General features: G+C 66.8%; 21 protein-coding genes. 4 read left to right on the forward strand and 17 right to left on the reverse strand.

The features are described 5' to 3' along the window. Window position 1: 1 nt before the first annotated feature. The 16 genes from rplN to rpsL all read right to left on the reverse strand — a co-directional run bounded on the left by rplN (window position 2) and on the right by rpsL (window position 10,667). Window positions 2-370 (reverse strand): 50S ribosomal protein L14, encoded by a 369-nt coding sequence (gene rplN / locus NLX83_RS06375; RefSeq protein ID WP_086827450.1) that lies wholly within the window; start codon window positions 368-370, stop codon window positions 2-4. Window positions 371-482: 112 nt separating this feature from the next. Then, window positions 483-755 carry a 30S ribosomal protein S17 gene (gene rpsQ, locus NLX83_RS06380; protein WP_254233919.1) on the reverse strand — a complete coding sequence of 91 codons (273 nt, stop codon included), beginning with the start codon at window positions 753-755 and terminating at the stop codon, window positions 483-485. Beyond that, window positions 752-1,000, reverse strand: a complete 249-nt coding sequence (gene rpmC / locus NLX83_RS06385; protein WP_030427399.1) for a 50S ribosomal protein L29 — start codon at window positions 998-1,000, stop codon at window positions 752-754. The genes rpsQ and rpmC overlap by 4 nt, the downstream gene beginning before the upstream one ends. Further along, the gene (rplP, locus tag NLX83_RS06390; RefSeq protein ID WP_030427398.1) at window positions 1,000-1,419 is read right to left on the reverse strand and encodes a 50S ribosomal protein L16; all 420 of its coding nucleotides are present in this window, start codon (window positions 1,417-1,419) and stop codon (window positions 1,000-1,002) included. The genes rpmC and rplP overlap by 1 nt, the downstream gene beginning before the upstream one ends. Before the next feature lie 3 nt (window positions 1,420-1,422). Next, on the reverse strand, window positions 1,423-2,265 hold the full coding sequence (gene rpsC, locus NLX83_RS06395) for a 30S ribosomal protein S3 (RefSeq protein ID WP_030427397.1): 843 nt from the start codon (window positions 2,263-2,265) through the stop codon (window positions 1,423-1,425). Further along, complete coding sequence (gene rplV / locus NLX83_RS06400; protein ID WP_254233920.1) at window positions 2,265-2,702, reverse strand: 50S ribosomal protein L22; 438 nt, start codon at window positions 2,700-2,702, stop codon at window positions 2,265-2,267. The genes rpsC and rplV overlap by 1 nt, the downstream gene beginning before the upstream one ends. Before the next feature lie 35 nt (window positions 2,703-2,737). Continuing rightward, the gene (gene rpsS, locus NLX83_RS06405) at window positions 2,738-3,019 is read right to left on the reverse strand and encodes a 30S ribosomal protein S19 (protein ID WP_033384221.1); all 282 of its coding nucleotides are present in this window, start codon (window positions 3,017-3,019) and stop codon (window positions 2,738-2,740) included. An 18-nt stretch (window positions 3,020-3,037) separates the two neighbouring features. Beyond that, entirely contained in the window at window positions 3,038-3,871 is an 834-nt protein-coding gene (gene rplB, locus NLX83_RS06410; protein WP_254233921.1) for a 50S ribosomal protein L2, read from the reverse strand. A 21-nt stretch (window positions 3,872-3,892) separates the two neighbouring features. Continuing rightward, entirely contained in the window at window positions 3,893-4,192 is a 300-nt protein-coding gene (gene rplW, locus NLX83_RS06415) for a 50S ribosomal protein L23 (RefSeq protein ID WP_030427394.1), read from the reverse strand. Next, window positions 4,189-4,875, reverse strand: coding sequence for a 50S ribosomal protein L4 (rplD, locus tag NLX83_RS06420; RefSeq protein ID WP_254233922.1), 687 nt, complete (start codon window positions 4,873-4,875; stop codon window positions 4,189-4,191). The genes rplW and rplD overlap by 4 nt, the downstream gene beginning before the upstream one ends. Beyond that, the gene (gene rplC / locus NLX83_RS06425; protein ID WP_254233923.1) at window positions 4,875-5,525 is read right to left on the reverse strand and encodes a 50S ribosomal protein L3; all 651 of its coding nucleotides are present in this window, start codon (window positions 5,523-5,525) and stop codon (window positions 4,875-4,877) included. Before rplC ends, rplD begins: the two co-directional genes overlap by 1 nt. 29 nt (window positions 5,526-5,554) lie before the next feature. Continuing rightward, a complete protein-coding gene (gene rpsJ, locus NLX83_RS06430) occupies window positions 5,555-5,860 on the reverse strand; it encodes a 30S ribosomal protein S10 (protein WP_003938093.1) in 306 nt (101 codons plus the stop codon). A gap of 410 nt (window positions 5,861-6,270) precedes the next feature. Continuing rightward, window positions 6,271-7,464 (reverse strand): elongation factor Tu, encoded by a 1,194-nt coding sequence (gene tuf / locus NLX83_RS06435; protein ID WP_254233924.1) that lies wholly within the window; start codon window positions 7,462-7,464, stop codon window positions 6,271-6,273. A gap of 118 nt (window positions 7,465-7,582) precedes the next feature. Then, window positions 7,583-9,682 carry an elongation factor G gene (fusA, locus tag NLX83_RS06440; RefSeq protein ID WP_254233925.1) on the reverse strand — a complete coding sequence of 700 codons (2,100 nt, stop codon included), beginning with the start codon at window positions 9,680-9,682 and terminating at the stop codon, window positions 7,583-7,585. A 140-nt stretch (window positions 9,683-9,822) separates the two neighbouring features. After that, a complete protein-coding gene (gene rpsG / locus NLX83_RS06445) occupies window positions 9,823-10,293 on the reverse strand; it encodes a 30S ribosomal protein S7 (protein WP_254233926.1) in 471 nt (156 codons plus the stop codon). Beyond that, window positions 10,293-10,667 carry a 30S ribosomal protein S12 gene (gene rpsL, locus NLX83_RS06450; protein ID WP_030427388.1) on the reverse strand — a complete coding sequence of 125 codons (375 nt, stop codon included), beginning with the start codon at window positions 10,665-10,667 and terminating at the stop codon, window positions 10,293-10,295. The genes rpsG and rpsL overlap by 1 nt, the downstream gene beginning before the upstream one ends. A gap of 512 nt (window positions 10,668-11,179) precedes the next feature. On the opposite strand from rpsL, the gene NLX83_RS06455 reads away from it, so the two are divergent. The 4 genes from NLX83_RS06455 (at window position 11,180) to NLX83_RS06470 (ending at window position 13,438) form a co-directional block, all read left to right on the forward strand. Further along, entirely contained in the window at window positions 11,180-11,641 is a 462-nt protein-coding gene (locus NLX83_RS06455) for a YbaB/EbfC family nucleoid-associated protein (protein WP_254233927.1), read from the forward strand. Next, window positions 11,638-11,973, forward strand: a complete 336-nt coding sequence (locus tag NLX83_RS06460; RefSeq protein ID WP_254233928.1) for a hypothetical protein — start codon at window positions 11,638-11,640, stop codon at window positions 11,971-11,973. Before NLX83_RS06455 ends, NLX83_RS06460 begins: the two co-directional genes overlap by 4 nt. A gap of 293 nt (window positions 11,974-12,266) precedes the next feature. Then, window positions 12,267-13,136 (forward strand): WXG100 family type VII secretion target, encoded by an 870-nt coding sequence (locus tag NLX83_RS06465; RefSeq protein WP_254233929.1) that lies wholly within the window; start codon window positions 12,267-12,269, stop codon window positions 13,134-13,136. Then, window positions 13,133-13,438 carry a hypothetical protein gene (locus NLX83_RS06470; RefSeq protein WP_254233930.1) on the forward strand — a complete coding sequence of 102 codons (306 nt, stop codon included), beginning with the start codon at window positions 13,133-13,135 and terminating at the stop codon, window positions 13,436-13,438. The genes NLX83_RS06465 and NLX83_RS06470 overlap by 4 nt, the downstream gene beginning before the upstream one ends. A 58-nt stretch (window positions 13,439-13,496) precedes the next feature. Here the strand turns inward: NLX83_RS06470 and NLX83_RS06475 are convergent, their stop codons facing one another. Further along, window positions 13,497-17,408: a DNA-directed RNA polymerase subunit beta' gene (locus NLX83_RS06475; RefSeq protein ID WP_254233931.1), complete on the reverse strand. Its 3,912-nt coding sequence runs from the start codon at window positions 17,406-17,408 to the stop codon at window positions 13,497-13,499. Window positions 17,409-17,504 lie beyond the last annotated feature (96 nt).

Consider the following 17,504-nt stretch of genomic DNA (forward strand, 5'->3'; position numbering starts at 1 on the left):
GTCAGAGCACCTCCGGCGCGAGCGAGATGATCTTCATGAACTTCTTGTCCCGGAGCTCACGGCCGACCGGCCCGAAGATGCGGGTACCGCGCGGCTCGGTGTCGTTCTTGATCAGAACGGCGGCGTTCTCGTCGAAGCGGATGTAGGAACCATCCGGACGGCGACGCTCCTTGAGGGTGCGGACGATGACGGCCTTGACCACATCGCCCTTCTTCACGCCTGCGCCGGGCATCGCGTCCTTGACGGTGGCGACGATGACGTCGCCGATGCCGGCGTAGCGGCGACCGGAGCCACCGAGAACGCGGATGCAGAGGATTTCCTTCGCACCCGTGTTGTCGGCGACGCGCAGTCGCGACTCCTGCTGGATCACTTCTCTTTACTCCCTGACCCTGTGTGGCACACCAGATTTCCGACCTGATGCACGCGGTCTGATGTCCGACCAGTGCCCCGCACCCGGGATGCGGGTGCGGGGCCTGGGGAACCTACTTGGCCTTCTCGAGGATCTCCACGAGGCGCCAGCGCTTGGTCGCCGACAGCGGCCGGGTCTCCATCAGGAGGACGCGGTCGCCGACGCCAGCGCTGTTCTCCTCGTCGTGCACCTTCACCTTGGTGGTGGAGCGCAGGACCTTGGAGTACCGCGGGTGCTTCTTGCGGTCCTCAAGGGAGACCACGATGGTCTTGTCCATCTTGTCCGAGACGACGTAGCCCTCGCGGACCTTACGGTTGTTACGCACGGTGCTCTTCTCGTCGCTCATGCCGCACCCTCATCCTGAGAGGTCCCGTCCGGGGAGACCGACAGGCCGAGCTCGCGCTCGCGCATGACGGTGTAGATCCGGGCGATGTCGTGGCGGATGGCGCGGAGCCGACGGTTGTTGTCGAGCTGCCCGGTCGCCATCTGGAAGCGGAGGTTGAACAGCTCCTCCTTGGCTTCCCGCAGGCGCAGGACGAGCTCCTCGTCGGTGAGCTCACGCAGCTCGGAAGCGGTGGTCGCCGCTGCCATCAGAACTCACCACCCTCTCGCGTGACGATGCGGCACTTCATCGGAAGCTTGTGGATCGCGCGGCGCAGGGCCTCGCGAGCCGTGGCCTCGTTCGGGTAGTTCATCTCGAACATGACCCGACCGGGCTTGACGTTGGCCACCCAGTACTCGGGCGACCCCTTACCGGAACCCATGCGGGTCTCGGCAGGCTTCTTGGTGAGCGGGCGGTCCGGGAAGATGTTGATCCACACCTTGCCACCACGGCGGATGTGCCGGGTGATGGCGATACGCGCGGACTCGATCTGCCGGTTGGTGACGTAGGCCGGCTCCAGCGCCTGGATGCCGAACTCGCCGAAGACCACCTTGGTGCCACCCTTGGCAGCGCCCGAGCGACTCGGGTGGTGCTGCTTGCGGTGCTTGACCTTGCGTGGGATGAGCACGTCTCAGCCCTCACTCTTCTCGGCCGCGCTGCCGTTGTTGACCGGCGCGGTCGACTCGGTCGCGGCCGACGCCTTGGCCTCGGCCGGAGCCTCGGCCGCGGCACGCCCGGCCTCGGTGCTCGTCGGCGTGGTGCCGGAGGCACCGGAACGACGACGGGCCGGACGCTCACGACGCGGTGCGCGGGACTCGGGGGCGACGGTCTCGCTCGGCCGACGGCCGCCGACCACGTCACCCTTGTAGATCCACACCTTCACGCCGATGCGACCGAAGGTGGTGCGGGCCTCGAACAGGCCGTAGTCCACGTCCGCGCGCAGCGTGTGCAGCGGGACGCGACCCTCGCGGTAGAACTCCGAGCGGGACATCTCGGCACCGCCGAGACGACCCGAGCACTGCACCCGGATGCCCTTCACCTGCGGGGAGCGCATCGAGGACTGGATCCCCTTGCGCATCGCGCGGCGGAAGGACACGCGGTTGGACAGCTGCTCCGCGACGACCTGGGCGACGAGCTGGGCGTCGGCCTCGGGGTTCTTGACCTCGAGGATGTTCAGCTGGACCTGCTTCTTGGTCAGCTTCTCCAGCTCGCTGCGGATGCGGTCGGCCTCCGCGCCGCGACGGCCGATGACGATGCCCGGCCGGGCGGTGTGGATGTCGACGCGAACCCGGTCCCGGGTGCGCTCGATCTCCACCTTGGCGATACCGGCACGCTCCATGCCCTTCGAGAGCAGGCGACGGATCTTGACGTCCTCCGCCACGTACTCCGCGTACTGCTTGTCGGCATACCAGCGGGACTTCCAGTCAGTGGTGATCCCCAGCCGGAAGCCGTGCGGGTTGATTTTCTGACCCACTACCGGGCACTCCCCTTCGCGCTGGCCTTCTTGGTCGACCCCAGCCGGCCCGAGGCGGCCTTGACGGCCTTCGGGCGCGACTCGACCTCGACGGTGATGTGGCTGGTGCGCTTCCGAATTCGGTACGCACGGCCCTGAGCCCGCGGACGGATCCGCTTGGCCGTCGGGCCCTCGTCCACGTACACCGTGCTCACCCAGAGGGTGTCAGGGTCGAGGTCGAGGTTGTTCTCGGCGTTGGCCATGGCACTGGCAAGCACCTTCGACACCGGACCGCTGGCGGCCTGCGGCGCGAACTGGAGCACTGCCAGGGCCTCCTGGGCGTTGCGGCCCCTGATCAGCTCGACCACGCGCCGCACCTTCATCGGCGACATGTGGACGTAGCGGGCCCGCGCCACTGCGCGCGGGAATTCCTCCGCGCTTGCGGCATCGTTACCCATTGCTGCTACCCCTTGCTCTGCGTTCGGTCACTGGCCTAGCGGCGACGCGACTTGCGGTCGTCCTTGATGTGGCCCTTGAAGGTGCGGGTAGGGGCGAACTCGCCCAGCTTGTGCCCGACCATGGCCTCGGAGACGAACACCGGGACGTGCTTGCGGCCGTCGTGCACCGCGATGGTGTGCCCCAACATGTCTGGAATGATCGTCGAACGACGGGACCAGGTCTTGATCACCGTCTTCTTGCCCGACTCGTTGAGCGCGTCCACCTTCTTGAGCAGGTGGTCGTCAACGAAGGGGCCCTTCTTCAGGCTGCGTGGCATCCTTCACTCCCTCCCTGCTCAGCGCTTCTTACCGGTGCGACGACGCCGGACGATGAGCTTGTCGCTTGGCTTGCTCCGACGGGTACGCCCCTCGGGCTTACCGGCGGGGTTGACCGGGTGGCGACCACCGGAGGTCTTACCCTCACCACCACCGTGCGGGTGGTCGACGGGGTTCATGGCGACACCGCGGACGGTCGGGCGCTTGCCCTTCCACCGCATGCGGCCTGCCTTGCCCCAGTTGATGTTGGCGTGCTCGGCGTTGCCGACCTCGCCAACGGTGGCGCGGCAGCGCACGTCGACGTTGCGGATCTCACCCGAGGGCAGCCGCAGCTGCGCGTACGGGCCGTCCTTGGCGACCAGCTGCACGCTGGCGCCCGCCGAACGGGCCATCTTGGCGCCGCCACCGGGGCGGAGTTCGATGGCGTGCACCACGGTGCCGACCGGGATGTTGCGCAGCGGCAGGTTGTTGCCCGGCTTGATGTCGGCCTTGGGGCCGTTCTCCACCATGTCGCCCTGGCGAAGCTTGTTCGGCGCCACGATGTAGCGCTTCTCGCCGTCGACGTAGTGCAGCAGGGCGATGCGCGCCGTGCGGTTGGGGTCGTACTCGATGTGCGCGACCTTGGCAGGCACGCCGTCCTTGTCGAATCGACGGAAGTCGATCAGACGGTAGGCGCGCTTGTGGCCACCACCCTTGTGCCGGGTGGTGATCTTGCCGGACGCGTTGCGCCCACCACTCCCGTGCAGGGGACGAATCAGCGACTTCTCCGGCGTCGACCGAGTGATCTCGGCGAAGTCGGACACGCTGGAGCCACGACGGCCAGGCGTCGTCGGCTTGTATTTGCGAATGCCCATCTCGTCAGCAGTCCTCGTTCATCAGGCGGCCGGGCCGCCGAAGATCTCGATCGGCTTGCTCTCGGCGGACAGCGTCACGATGGCGCGCTTGGTGTCCTTGCGCTTGCCGAATCCGGTACGGGTCCGCTTGCGCTTTCCCTGGCGGTTCAACGTGTTGACGCTGACGACCTTGACGCCGAAGACCTTCTCGACCGCGATCTTGATCTCGGTCTTGTTGGCGTCCGGACGCACCAAGAACGTGTACTTGTTCTCCTCGAGCAGCCCGTAGGACTTCTCGGAGATCACCGGGGCGACGAGGATGTCGCGCGGGTCGGGGATCACTTCGCGACCTCCTCCAGCTCGCCGGAGCGCGCGACGGCCGTTGCCGACTTGCCCTTGATCGGGCCGGCGACGAAGACGTCGAACGCGTCCTTGGTGAACACCACGTCGTCGTTGACCAGCACGTCGTAGGTGTTGAGCTGGTCCGGCGCGATCGCGTGCACGTTGGGCAGGTTGCGCAGGCTCAGCCAGGCGTTGTCATCGCCGCGACCCACGACCACCAGGACCTTCTTCGAGTCGCTGGCCAGGGCCAGGACCTTCTTGGTGTCCTTGGTGGAGGGGGCGTCGCCGAGGACGAGGCCGGTGAACACGTGCACCTTGTCGTTGCGGGCCCGGTCGGAGAGGGCACCGCGGAGCGCGGCGGCCTTCATCTTCTTCGGGGTCCGCTGGTCGTAGTCACGCGGCTGCGGGCCGTGCGAGACACCACCACCGGAGAAGTGCGGCGCGCGGGTCGAGCCCTGACGGGCGCGGCCGGTGCCCTTCTGCCGGTACGGCTTCTTGCCACCACCGGAGACGGCGCCCCGGGTCTTGGTGGCGTGCGTGCCCTGGCGGGCCGCGGCCTGCTGGGCGACGACGACCTGGTGCATCAGCGCGATGTTGGCCTGCACGTCGAAGATCTCAGCGGGGAGCTCGACGGTGCCGTCGGTCTTGCCGTCCGGGGTACGGACGTCGAGGGTCTTGCTCATCACGCACCACCCTTCGCGGCGCTCTTGACGAACACCAGGCCGCCCTTGGGACCGGGAACGGCGCCCTTGATGAGCAGCAACCCGGCGTCGGAGTCGACCTTGTGCACGGTCACGTTCTGGGTGGTCACCCGCACGTGACCCATCCGGCCTGCCATGCGGACGCCCTTGAACACACGGCCCGGGGTGGCGCAGCCACCGATCGAGCCGGGCGAGCGGTGCACCTTCTCGGCACCGTGGCTCGCGCCGAGGCCCGAGAAGCCGTGCCGCTTCATGACGCCCGCGAAGCCCTTGCCCTTGCTGGTGCCGACCACGTCGACGACCGCGCCGGTCTCGAAGACCTCGGCGGTCAGCTCCTGGCCGACCTCGTAGGTGTCGGCGTCGGCCGTGCGCAGCTCCACCAGGTGGCGGCGCGGGGTCACGCCCGCCTTGGTGAAGTGACCGCCACGGGGCTTGTTGACCTTGCGGGGGTCAATGGCGCCGAAGGCGAGCTGCACGGCCTTGTAGCCGTCTTTCTCATCGGTGCGGACCTGGGTAACCACGCACGGCCCGGCCTTCACGACGGTCACCGGGACAACCCGGTTGTTCTCGTCGAAGACCTGGGTCATTCCGAGCTTGGTGCCCAGGATCCCCTTAACCTGCTTGTCAGACATGGGTCTCGTTACTCTCCGCCGCGCCTAGCTCACTGAATGTTGACGTCGACGCTGGCCGGCAGGTCGATGCGCATGAGCGCGTCCACCGTCTTCGGCGTGGGGTCGAGGATGTCGATCAGACGCTTGTGCGTACGCATCTCGAAGTGCTCGCGCGAGTCCTTGTACTTGTGCGGCGATCGGATGACGCAGTAAACGTTCTTCTCAGTGGGCAGCGGCACCGGCCCGACAACCCGAGCGCCGGTGCGCGTCACGGTCTCGACGATCTTGCGCGCGGACGCGTCGATCGCCTCGTGGTCGTAGGCCTTGAGCCGAATGCGGATCTTTTGTCCCGCCATGATGGCTTGCCGTTCCTCGTCTTCTCGTACCGCTGCTGCGGGTTCCTCGTTGCCCATCTGCCCTGGACTCTTCTCGCCCGGGAGGCATCTGGCCGCGGGTTGCGCCCCTGTTCAGGTGTCACGGTGCCCGGTCCACGCGGTCGGGCGTGTTGCGCCCGGAAGCATGGATCGGCCCCACTGACAACGTCTGTGGGGTGGCCCTTCGGCCTCAGCGCCCCCCGGCTCCTCAGCGGTGCCAGGAGATTCAGGGCGCTAGGCGCTCGTGCGGAGGCGGCCGGATCGCAGATGTCCCCGACCGCCTCGCCGAGCAACCCAAACAGGATGCCACACGCGGACATGGGCTTCCAAATCGGGGCAGGCGTTCTGACGAACGCCGTGGGGGAGGTCACGTGGACCTCCCCCACCGGGTACTACTTGATGACCTTGGTGACCTGGCCGGCGCCCACGGTCCGGCCACCCTCGCGGATGGCGAACTTGAGGCCTTCCTCCATGGCGATCGGCTGGATCAGCTGAACCGACATGTCGGTGTTGTCGCCGGGCATGACCATCTCGGTGCCCTCGGGCAGGGTCACAACGCCGGTCACGTCCGTGGTCCGGAAGTAGAACTGCGGACGGTAGTTGTTGAAGAACGGCGTGTGACGGCCACCCTCGTCCTTGGACAGGATGTAGGCACGGCCCTCGAACTCGGTGTGCGGGGTGACGCTGCCCGGCTTGCACAGCACCATGCCGCGCTCGACCTCTTCGCGCTTGATGCCGCGAACGAGCAGACCCACGTTGTCGCCGGCCTGGCCCTGGTCGAGCAGCTTGCGGAACATCTCAACGCCGGTGACGGTGGTCTTCATCGACTTCTCACGGATGCCGATGATCTCCACCTCCTCGTTCACGTTGACGACGCCGCGCTCGATGCGACCGGTGACGACGGTGCCACGACCGGTGATCGTGAAGACGTCCTCGACGGGCATGAGGAAGGTCTTGTCGATGTCACGGACCGGCTCGGGGATGTTCTCGTCCACGGCCGCCATGAGCTCGAGCAGCTTGCCGCCCCACTCCTTGTCGCCCTCGAGCGCCTTCAGCGCCGAGACGCGCACGACGGGCAGGTCGTCGCCCGGGTACTCCTGCGAGGACAGCAGCTCGCGAACCTCGAGCTCGACGAGCTCCAGGATCTCCTCGTCGTCGACCATGTCGGACTTGTTGAGCGCCACGACGATGTAGGGCACGCCGACCTGGCGGGCGAGCAGCACGTGCTCACGGGTCTGCGGCATCGGGCCGTCGGTCGCCGCGACCACCAGGATGGCGCCGTCCATCTGCGCCGCACCGGTGATCATGTTCTTGATGTAGTCGGCGTGACCGGGGCAGTCAACGTGCGCGTAGTGACGGTTCTCCGTCTGGTACTCGATGTGGGCGATCGAGATGGTGATACCGCGGGCCTTCTCCTCCGGCGCCTTGTCGATCTCGTCGAACGGCGTGAAGGGGTTCAGGTCCGGGAACGCGTCGTGCAGAACCTTGGAAATCGCCGCGGTCAGCGTCGTCTTCCCGTGGTCGATGTGACCGATGGTCCCGATGTTGACGTGCGGCTTGGTCCGCTCGAACTTCGCCTTCGCCACTGGATTGTCCTCCTGGACTTAGTTCTTGAGTGTTCGCCGTTCGAACGGCGTCCCTGTCAGGGCCGGTGCGTCGCGGGAGCCGGGCTCCCGCGGGCACCGAATGTGCGTTGCTCGGGACTTACTCGCCCGTCGCCTTCGCGATGATCTCCTTCGCCACGTTCACGGGAACCTCGGCGTAGGAGTCGAACTGCATCGAGTAGTTCGCACGTCCCTGGGTCCTGGACCGCAGGTCACCGACGTAGCCGAACATCTCCGACAGCGGCACGAGCGCCTTCACGACGCGCGAGCCACTGCGCTCGTCCATGGACTGGATCTGCCCACGACGAGAGTTAAGGTCACCGATGACGTCGCCCATGTAGTCCTCGGGCGTGGTGACCTCAACGGCCATCATCGGCTCCAGGATTACCGGATCGGCCTTGCGGGCGGCCTCCTTGAGGGCCATCGATCCGGCGATCTTGAACGCCATTTCCGAGGAGTCGACCTCGTGGTAGGCGCCATCCAGCAGGCTGACCTTCAGACCCACCAGCGGGTAGCCGGCGAGCACGCCGTACTGCATGGCGTCCTGAGCACCGGCGTCGACCGACGGGATGTACTCCCGCGGGATGCGACCACCGGATACCTTGTTCGCGAACTCGTACGTCGCACCCTCGTCGGACTGCAGCGGCTCCAGCGCGATGACGACCCGCGCGAACTGACCGGAGCCACCGGTCTGCTTCTTGTGCGTGTACTCGTGCTTGTCCACCTTGCGGCGGATGGACTCGCGGTAGGCCACCTGGGGCTTACCGATGTTGGCCTCGACCTTGAACTCGCGGCGCATCCGGTCGACCAGGATGTCCAGGTGCAGCTCGCCCATGCCGGCGATGATGGTCTGGCCGGTCTCCTCGTCGAGGTTGACCCGGAACGTCGGGTCCTCCTCGGCGAGCTTCTGGATCGCGGTGCCCAGCTTCTCCTGGTCGGCCTTGGTCTTGGGCTCGATCGCCACCTGGATGACCGGCTCGGGGAAGGTCATGGACTCCAGCACGATGGGCGCCTGCGGGTCGCAGAGCGTCTCACCGGTGGTGGTGTCCTTGAGACCGATCACCGCGTAGATGTGGCCGACGCTGGCCTCATCGACCGGGTTCTCCTTGTTGGCGTGCATCTGGAAGATCTTCCCGATGCGCTCCTTGCGGCCCTTGGTCGAGTTGATGACCTGGGTGCCGGAGGCGACCTTGCCCGAGTAGACCCGGATGTAGGTCAGCTTGCCGAAGAACGGGTGCGCGGCGATCTTGAACGCGAGCGCGGCGAACGGCTCCTCGCTGGAGGGCTTGCGGAAGGCCGGGGTCTCCCCGTCCTGCAGCGTGCCCTCGACCGGCGGGAGGTCGCCCGGAGCGGGCAGGTAGTCGATGACCGCGTCGAGCATGGGCTGAACGCCCTTGTTCTTGAACGCGGAACCGCACATCACCGGGAAGCCGGAGCGGTCGACCACGATCTTGCGGATACCGGTCTTGAGCTGCTCGACGGTCAGCTCCTCGCCACCGAGGTAGAGCTCCATGAGCTCGTCGTCGGTCTCGGCGACGGCCTCGACCAGCTTCTCCCGGTACTCGGCGACCACGTCGGCCATGTCGGCCGGGATCTCCTCGACCGTGTAGTCCTCGCCCTTCTGGACCTCACCGCGCCAGGTCAGCGCGCGCATCTCGACCAGGTCGACGAGGCCGATGAAGTCGGACTCGGACCCGATCGGGAGCTGGATGACGACCGGCTTGGCGCCGAGGCGCTCGATGATCGTCTTCACGGTGAAGTAGAAGTCCGCGCCGAGCTTGTCCATCTTGTTGACGAAGCAGACACGCGGCACGTCGTACTTGTCGGCCTGGCGCCAGACCTGCTCCGACTGCGGCTCGACGCCTTCCTTGCCGTCGAACACGGCAACGGCGCCGTCGAGCACACGCAGGTTGCGCTCCACCTCGACGGTGAAGTCCACGTGACCCGGCGTGTCGATGATGTTGATCTGGTGGTTCTTCCAGAAACAGGTCGTCGCGGCGGACGTGATCGTGATGCCGCGCTCCTGCTCCTGCTCCATCCAGTCCATCACGGCGGCGCCGTCGTGCACCTCGCCGATCTTGTAGCTGATCCCGGTGTAGAACAGGATCCGCTCGGTCGTGGTGGTCTTGCCCGCGTCGATGTGGGCCATGATCCCGATGTTGCGGACCTTGGCCAGGTCAGTCAGCACGTCGAGTGCCACGGGTCTCGTCCTCGTTTCGTCTTTGCTTAGGGCGCGGTGGGGCGGGCGTTGGTCTGAGCTGAGAGGGGTCCTGCAGGCAGGCCGTGCGGTGATTCGCTCGACCTGCGAGCAGGCACCTTCTCAGCCCGGCGCCCGGAGGCTCACCAGCGGTAGTGCGCGAAGGCCTTGTTCGACTCGGCCATCTTGTGCGTGTCCTCGCGGCGCTTGACGCTCGCGCCGAGGCCGTTGCTCGCGTCGAGCAGCTCGTTGGCCAGGCGGTCGATCATGGTCTTCTCGCGGCGGGCGCGGGAGTAGCTGACCAGCCAGCGCAGGGCCAGCGTGGTGGAGCGACCGGCCTTGACCTCGATCGGGACCTGGTAGGTGGCGCCACCGACACGACGGCTCTTGACCTCGATGGTCGGCTTCACGTTGTCCAGCGCGCGCTTGAGCGTGACGACCGGGTCGGCCTGGTTCTTCTCCCGGCAGCTCTCAAGGGCGCCGTAGACGATGCGCTCGGCGATGGACCGCTTGCCGTCCACCAGCACCTTGTTCACCAGCTGGGTGACCAGCGGCGACTGGTACACGGGGTCGGCGATGAGCGGCCGCTTCGGGGCGGGGCCCTTGCGAGGCATTAGCTCTTCTCCTTCTTGGCGCCGTAGCGGCTGCGAGCCTGCTTACGGTTCTTGACGCCCTGGGTGTCCAGAGACCCACGGATGATCTTGTAGCGGACGCCGGGGAGGTCCTTCACACGACCGCCACGCACGAGCACCATCGAGTGCTCCTGCAGGTTGTGGCCCTCACCGGGGATGTATGCGGTGACCTCGATGCCGCTGGTCAGCTTCACGCGAGCGACCTTGCGGAGCGCGGAGTTCGGCTTCTTAGGCGTGGTGGTGTAAACGCGGGTGCACACACCGCGCCGCTGCGGACACGCCTTGAGCGCCGCGGTCTTGGTCTTGGTGACCTTGTCCTGGCGGCCCTTGCGGACCAGCTGCTGGATCGTGGGCATGGACCGTCTTTCTGTAGCGTTCGCGTCTTCGGGCACCCAGCCGGGCGCCGCAGGCACTGTGTACTTGGGTTCCTCCGTACCCCGAGGTCGGGCGTGTCGCCCGCTTCTGGGTCCTCCTGGCGACCACGAAAATCCATGGAGCGCCCATCAGAGATGAGAAGGAGTTCCGTGCTCTCGCCTCGGGTCCGGTGCACAGCACCTGCCCAGAGGCAGACGGAGCGGCCCGACGCTAGTCGGGCACGAGCAGCAAAGATACCTTCGCCTGCTCGCCCGGGTCAAAACGGGGGCCTGTTATCCACGCGACGCGACCGGTCAGGCGTGCTGAGCCGGCACCGACGCCGCTGTCCCCAGGGTATCGCGCCAGGTCCGGGCCCCGCGGTCGGGGTGGCCCAACTCCGGAGTGTGACGAGCGCGACGCCGTGGTCCACCCGACCGGTTCGCCCGTTCCCCGCTCCCCCGCACACGCTGAGCGAGACACTCGGTGCGCAGAGCGACAGGGGGAAGGGGACGACGTGACCGAGGAGTTCGACCGCCTGGTCGAGCAGTTCGAGCGCTTCCAGGAGGACACTCGGCGAGCGGAGACCCGGCTCGCCGACTACGGCGGGTTGCAGGAGCGGATCGCGGCGGTGGAGGCGACGGCCCACTCCCCCGGCCGCGAGGTGACCGTGACCGCGGGCCCCGGGGGGTCGGTGAAGAACATCGAGTTCACCGACCGCGCCTTGCAGCAGAGCCCGCAGGCGTTGAGCGCCTCCGTGATGGCGACGCTGCGCACCGCCGTGGCGACCGCCGCGCGGCAGCAGGCCGCCGTGGTCCAGGAGTTCGTCGGCGACGACATCAACGTGCTCGACCAGGTGCTCCAGACGCAGTCGGAAGTGCTTGGCGTGCCAGTGGATCAGCTCACCGCGGACCTCCCGGGCTCAGCGCCGCCGAGGTCGGAGTACCTGCGCGGTCTCTACAACGAGGACGACCTGTGAGCGGCGGGTTCCGGGTCGACCCGGATGCCCTGGTGCGCTGCGGCACCGACATCGAGGGCCTGCGCGGCAAGGCGGACGACGTCCTGACCAAGGCGTCGGAGGGTGACGTCGCGCCGATCTCGTGGGGCCTGCTCGGCCAGATGACGGGCCTGCAGACGAAGTACGACCTCCTCGCGGCCGAGTTCGAACTGTTCGCGCGGATGGCCGCGGACGGGATCACTCACCTGAACGACCGGTTGCGCGCTTCGGCGGCGGCATACCGCGACTCCGACGCGAACACCGGGCACGCGCTCAGCCGGGTGGAGAAGGATCTCTTCGGAGGGGGAAGCTGATCGTGTTCCCCATCGGAAAAGACGTCGAAGCGCTCAACAAAGCACTCCTGCCGGGCTGGGAGAAATACGGTGAGACACTCGGCGAGAATGCTCCTTCGCCGACTGCCGCAGCACTCAAGTTCAAGAAGGAGTACAGTGAGGACGAGCCCAATCACCTCACCCTCATAAGCGAGGCGGGATCGTTCTTCTCATCCCTCCCGTCAACGAGAGGCTCACTGCGGATCGATCCACTGAACTGGCTCATCAGCAACGGCCTCAATTTTCTGATCAATGCGCTCACGCCGATCAAAACGATGATCAACCTCGTCACGGGGAACCCGGACGCGCTCAGTGACGCGGCCAAGAACTTCGCCGAGGCAGGGAAGGGCCTTTCCGAACTGAGCAAGGAAATCCTGCAGACCGCGACCACGGGGTTGCGGGACTGGGAGGGAACCGCCGCGGACAAGGCGAAGGAACGCATCGGCAGGTTCGCGGCGGGCGTGGACAGCGCCGCGGGCAACGCGGGCGGGATCGCCGAGATGCTGCACACCTGCTCGATGGTGGTGAAGGTGGCGGAGGACTTCGTCAAGGGCCTGCTCACCGACCTCGTGGAGTGGCTGATCATCACGTGGGTCGCCGCCGCGGCAACGGCTCCGGTCACCCTCGGCGCTTCCACCGCGGCGGCGGGTGCGGCCTCGACGGCGCGCATCGCGAGCACCACGGCGGAAGCAGGCCGAAAGATCAACGTCCTGACCAGGCTCTTCGCCAAGATCCGCGACCTGCTCGCGAAGCTGCGGCAGCACATCGCCAAGAACCGGAACTCCTCCATGATCGAGAAGTTCATGGCGCCCACCGGCGCGGGCGGGAAGCTGCGCGAGGACGCCGGCCTCGGCGGGAACGCCCGGATCGAGGGCGGTGCGTTCGTCCGGGAACAGGCGGCGGACAAGATCAGCGAGATCGCCAAGAACCGCCTGGCGGACACTGTTGGCCTCGGTTACGACGGGCAGACCAAGAAGTTCGGGTTCGACGAGGTCACCAAGTGGGACGGGACCGAGAAGAAGGACATGGGCAAGGTGGGCAGGAAAGCGCTCGACTATGCGGCGGACGTGAGCAAGGTGGTGGAGTACGGCGAGACCGGAACGTCCTCTCCAAGCGACCAGACCGCGAAGGACCTGGACCTGTGAGCGGCCGGGGAAAATCCTGGTGGAGAGAGCAGCTCAGCGCTCCCCTCGGCACGCTCGGCGGCCTTATGATCATCTTTTCGCTCCTTCCCCTGCTCATGCAGAGGAAGATGGGCGAAAGAAAGTCTTATCAGTGGGACACCGAGTTGAGCCTCCTTGAGCACACTGAGAGAGCCCTCGGGGCCTTCATCACGTTCTTCGGAAGTCCCACCGGGATGCTTGTCGGAATACCGACGGGTACAGCTTTCGTCATAGCCGCGTACTTCATGTCGAAAACCAGCGGGAATTCCACCTCCCAGCGCTGACACGAAGAAGCCCCCGACACTAGAAGTGCCGGGGGCTTCTTACGTGCTAACTAGGGCTTCAGCGGAAGTCGCGGCCGAAGTCGTAGTCGTCCAGCGGGACAGCCGCACCGGTGCCGGTGCCGAAGACGTCCGGCGTGTAGTAGCCGTCGTCGTAGGACGGGATGGCGTAGGCCGCGGCCCGCGCTTCCTCCGTCGGCTGGACCTGGATGTTGCGGTAGCGGTTGATGCCCGTACCGGCCGGGATCAACTTACCAATGATCACGTTCTCCTTCAGGCCGATCAGCTTGTCGCTCTTGCCGTTGATGGCGGCGTCGGTGAGGACTCGCGTGGTCTCCTGGAAGGAGGCCGCCGACAGCCACGACTCGGTGGCCAGCGACGCCTTGGTGATGCCCATCAGCACCGGGCGGCCGGAAGCGGCCTCGCGGCCCTCCGCGACGACGCGGCGGTTCTCCGCCTCGAAGTCGGCGCGCTCGATCAGCGCACCGGGGAGGAACTCCGCGGCACCCGAGTCGATGATCGTCACCCGGCGCAGCATCTGCCGGACGATGACCTCGATGTGCTTGTCGTGGATGGACACGCTCTGCGTCCGGTACACCTTCTGGACCTCGCGGACCAGGTGCAGCTGGGCCTCGCGCGGGCCCATGACGCGCAGCACCTCGTGCGGGTCGACGGCGCCTTCGAGCAACTGCTGGCCGACGGCGACGTGGTCGCCGTCCTGCAGCGGGCGCTCGGAGCCGTCCACCTTGGTCGTGGCGAGCCACTGCCTGCGCGACAGCTTCTCGTAGACGATCTCCTCGGAGCCGTCGTCCGGAGTGATGGTGATCTTCCGGAAGCGGTCGCCCTCCTCGATCTGGACGCGACCGTCGATGTCGGCGATCGGCGCCTTGCCCTTGGGAACGCGGGCCTCGAAGAGCTCGGTGACACGGGGCAGACCGGTGGTGATGTCGTCGCCGGCCACACCGCCCTGGTGGAAGGTACGCATCGTCAGCTGCGTGCCGGGCTCACCGATGGACTGCGCGGCCACGATGCCGACGGCCTCGCCGACGTCCACCAGCAGGCCGGTGGCCATCGAGCGGCCGTAGCAGGTCGCGCAGACACCGACCTTGGACTCGCAGGTCAGGACGCTGCGGACCTTGACCTTCTGCACGCCACCGGCGAACAGCGCGTCGATGGCCGGGTCACCGAGGTCGCCACCCTTGCCGATGAGCAGGTTGCCCTCGGCGTCGGTGATGTCCTCGGAGGCCGCGCGGGCGTAGACGCTGGTCTGCACGTAGCGGTGCTTGACCGGCACGCCGTCCGGGCCGGGCTCGGTCAGCGCCATGACGATGCCGCGCTCGGTGCCGCAGTCGGTCTCGCGCACGATGACGTCCTGCGAGACGTCCACCAGACGACGGGTCAGGTAACCCGAGTCGGCGGTGCGCAGCGCGGTGTCGGCGAGGCCCTTGCGGGCACCGTGGGTGGCGATGAAGTACTCGACCACGGACAGCCCCTCGCGGAAGCTGTTCTTGATCGGCCGAGGGATGTACTCACCCTTCGGGTTCGTCACCAGACCACGCATACCGGCCAGCGAGCGGACCTGGGTCATGTTGCCCGCCGCGCCGGACTTGACGATCACCTTGATCGGGTTGTTGTCCGGGAAGGCGTCTTCCATGATCGCCGCGACCTCGTTGGTCGCGTTGGTCCAGATCTTGACCAGCTCGTTGTTGCGCTCGGCGTGCGAGAGCAGACCGCGCTGGTAGCGCTTCTCGACCTGGGCGGCCTTGTCCTCGTGCTCGTCCAGGATGCCCTGCTTGGCCGCCGGCACGATGACGTCGGCGATCGCGATGGTCACACCGGAGCGGGTGGCCCAGTAGAAACCGGCGTCCTTGAGCCGGTCCAGGGTCTGGGCGACCGTCACCATCGGGTACCGCTCGGCGAGGTCGTTGACGATCTCCGACTGCCGCTTCTTCGGCAGCACCTCGTTGATGAACGGGTAGTCCGACGGCAGCAGCTCGTTGAACAGCACCCGGCCCAGGGTGGTCTCGGCCAGCCACGGCTGACCGGGCTGCCAGCCCTCCGGCTGGACGCCGCGCGGCGGCACCTGGTCGTTGAGCCGGATCTTGATCTGCGCCTGCAGGTCGATCACACCGCGGTCGAAGGCCATGATGGCCTCGGCCGGGGAGGTGAACGCGCGACCCTCGCCCTTGGCGTCCTCCACACCCTTGGTGAGGTGGTAGAGGCCGGTGACCATGTCCAGACGCGGCATCGCCAGCGGCCGCCCGGAGGCGGGCGAGAGGATGTTGTTGCTGGACAGCATCAGGATGCGGGCCTCTGCCTGGGCCTCGGCCGACAGCGGCAGGTGCACCGCCATCTGGTCACCGTCGAAGTCGGCGTTGAACGCCTCGCACACCAGCGGGTGCAGCTGGATCGCCTTGCCCTCGACCAGCTGCGGCTCGAACGCCTGGATGCCCAGGCGGTGCAGCGTCGGAGCACGGTTGAGCAGCACCGGGTGCTCGGTGATGACCTCTTCCAGCACGTCCCACACGGCGGGGCGCGAGCGCTCCACCATCCGCTTGGCGGACTTGATGTTCTGCGCGTGGTTGAGGTCGACCAGCCGCTTCATCACGAAGGGCTTGAACAGCTCCAGCGCCATCTGCTTGGGCAGACCGCACTGGTGCAGCTTCAGCTGCGGGCCGACCACGATGACCGAACGGCCGGAGTAGTCGACGCGCTTGCCGAGCAGGTTCTGGCGGAACCGGCCCTGCTTGCCCTTGAGGAGGTCGGACAGCGACTTCAGCGGGCGGTTGCCGGGCCCGGTGACCGGGCGACCACGGCGGCCGTTGTCGAACAGCGCGTCGACGGCCTCCTGCAGCATCCGCTTCTCGTTGTTGACGATGATCTCGGGCGCGCCGAGGTCGATCAGTCGCTTGAGGCGGTTGTTGCGGTTGATCACGCGGCGGTACAGGTCGTTCAGGTCGGAGGTGGCGAAGCGGCCACCGTCGAGCTGGACCATCGGACGCAGGTCCGGCGGGATGACCGGAACGCAGTCCAGCACCATGCCCTGCGGGTTGTTGCGGGTGGCCTGGAACGCCGCGACGACCTTGAGCCGCTTCAGCGCGCGGAGCTTCTTCTGCCCCTTGCCCGAGCGGATGGTCTCGCGGAGGTTCTCGCCCTCGGCGTCGACGTCGAAGTTGGCCAGCAGCTTCTGGATCGACTCGGCGCCCATGGCACCGGTGAAGTACTCGCCGTAGCGGTCGATCAGCTCGCGGTAGAGCATCTCGTCCGCGATCAGCTGCTGCGGAGCCAGCTTGACGAAGGTGTCCCAGATCTCGTCGAGACGGTCGATCTCGCGCTGCGCCCGGTCGCGGAGCTGGCGCATCTCGCGCTCGCCGCCCTCCTTGACCTTGCGGCGGACGTCGCTCTTGGCGCCCTCCGCCTCCAGCTCGGCGAGGTCGGTCTCCAGCTTCTGGGCGCGGGCCTCGATATCGGCGTCGCGCTTATCCTCGACCCGCTTGCGCTCGACCTGCATCTCGTTCTCGAGCGTGGCCTGGTCGTTGTGGCGCATCTCCGTGTTCACCGTGGTGATCACGTAGGCGGCGAAGTAGATGATCTTCTCGAGGTCCTTGGGAGCCAGGTCGAGCAGGTAGCCCAACCGGCTCGGAACGCCCTTGAAGTACCAGATGTGGGTCACCGGGGCGGCGAGCTCGATGTGGCCCATCCGCTCGCGGCGCACCTTGGCGCGGGTCACCTCGACGCCGCAGCGCTCACAGATGATGCCCTTGAAACGAACTCGCTTGTACTTGCCGCAGTAGCACTCCCAGTCCCGGGTCGGACCGAAGATCTTCTCGCAGAAGAGTCCGTCCTTCTCGGGCTTGAGGGTGCGGTAGTTGATGGTCTCGGGCTTCTTGACCTCGCCGTAGGACCACTGACGGATGTCGTCGGCCGTTGCGAGACCGATGCGGAGCTCGTCGAAGAAGTTGACGTCAAGCACGTCGGCTCTTCTCCCCTTTTACATTCGGGATTAGGGGCGGGTGGCTAAGCCGGGAGCGGGTGGGCGGGAAGCCCTTCCCCGCTCCCGGGCAGCGAG

Origin of the sequence: Allokutzneria sp. A3M-2-11 16 (genome assembly GCF_024213555.1) — a bacterium.
Taxonomy (GTDB): domain Bacteria; phylum Actinomycetota; class Actinomycetes; order Mycobacteriales; family Pseudonocardiaceae; genus Allokutzneria.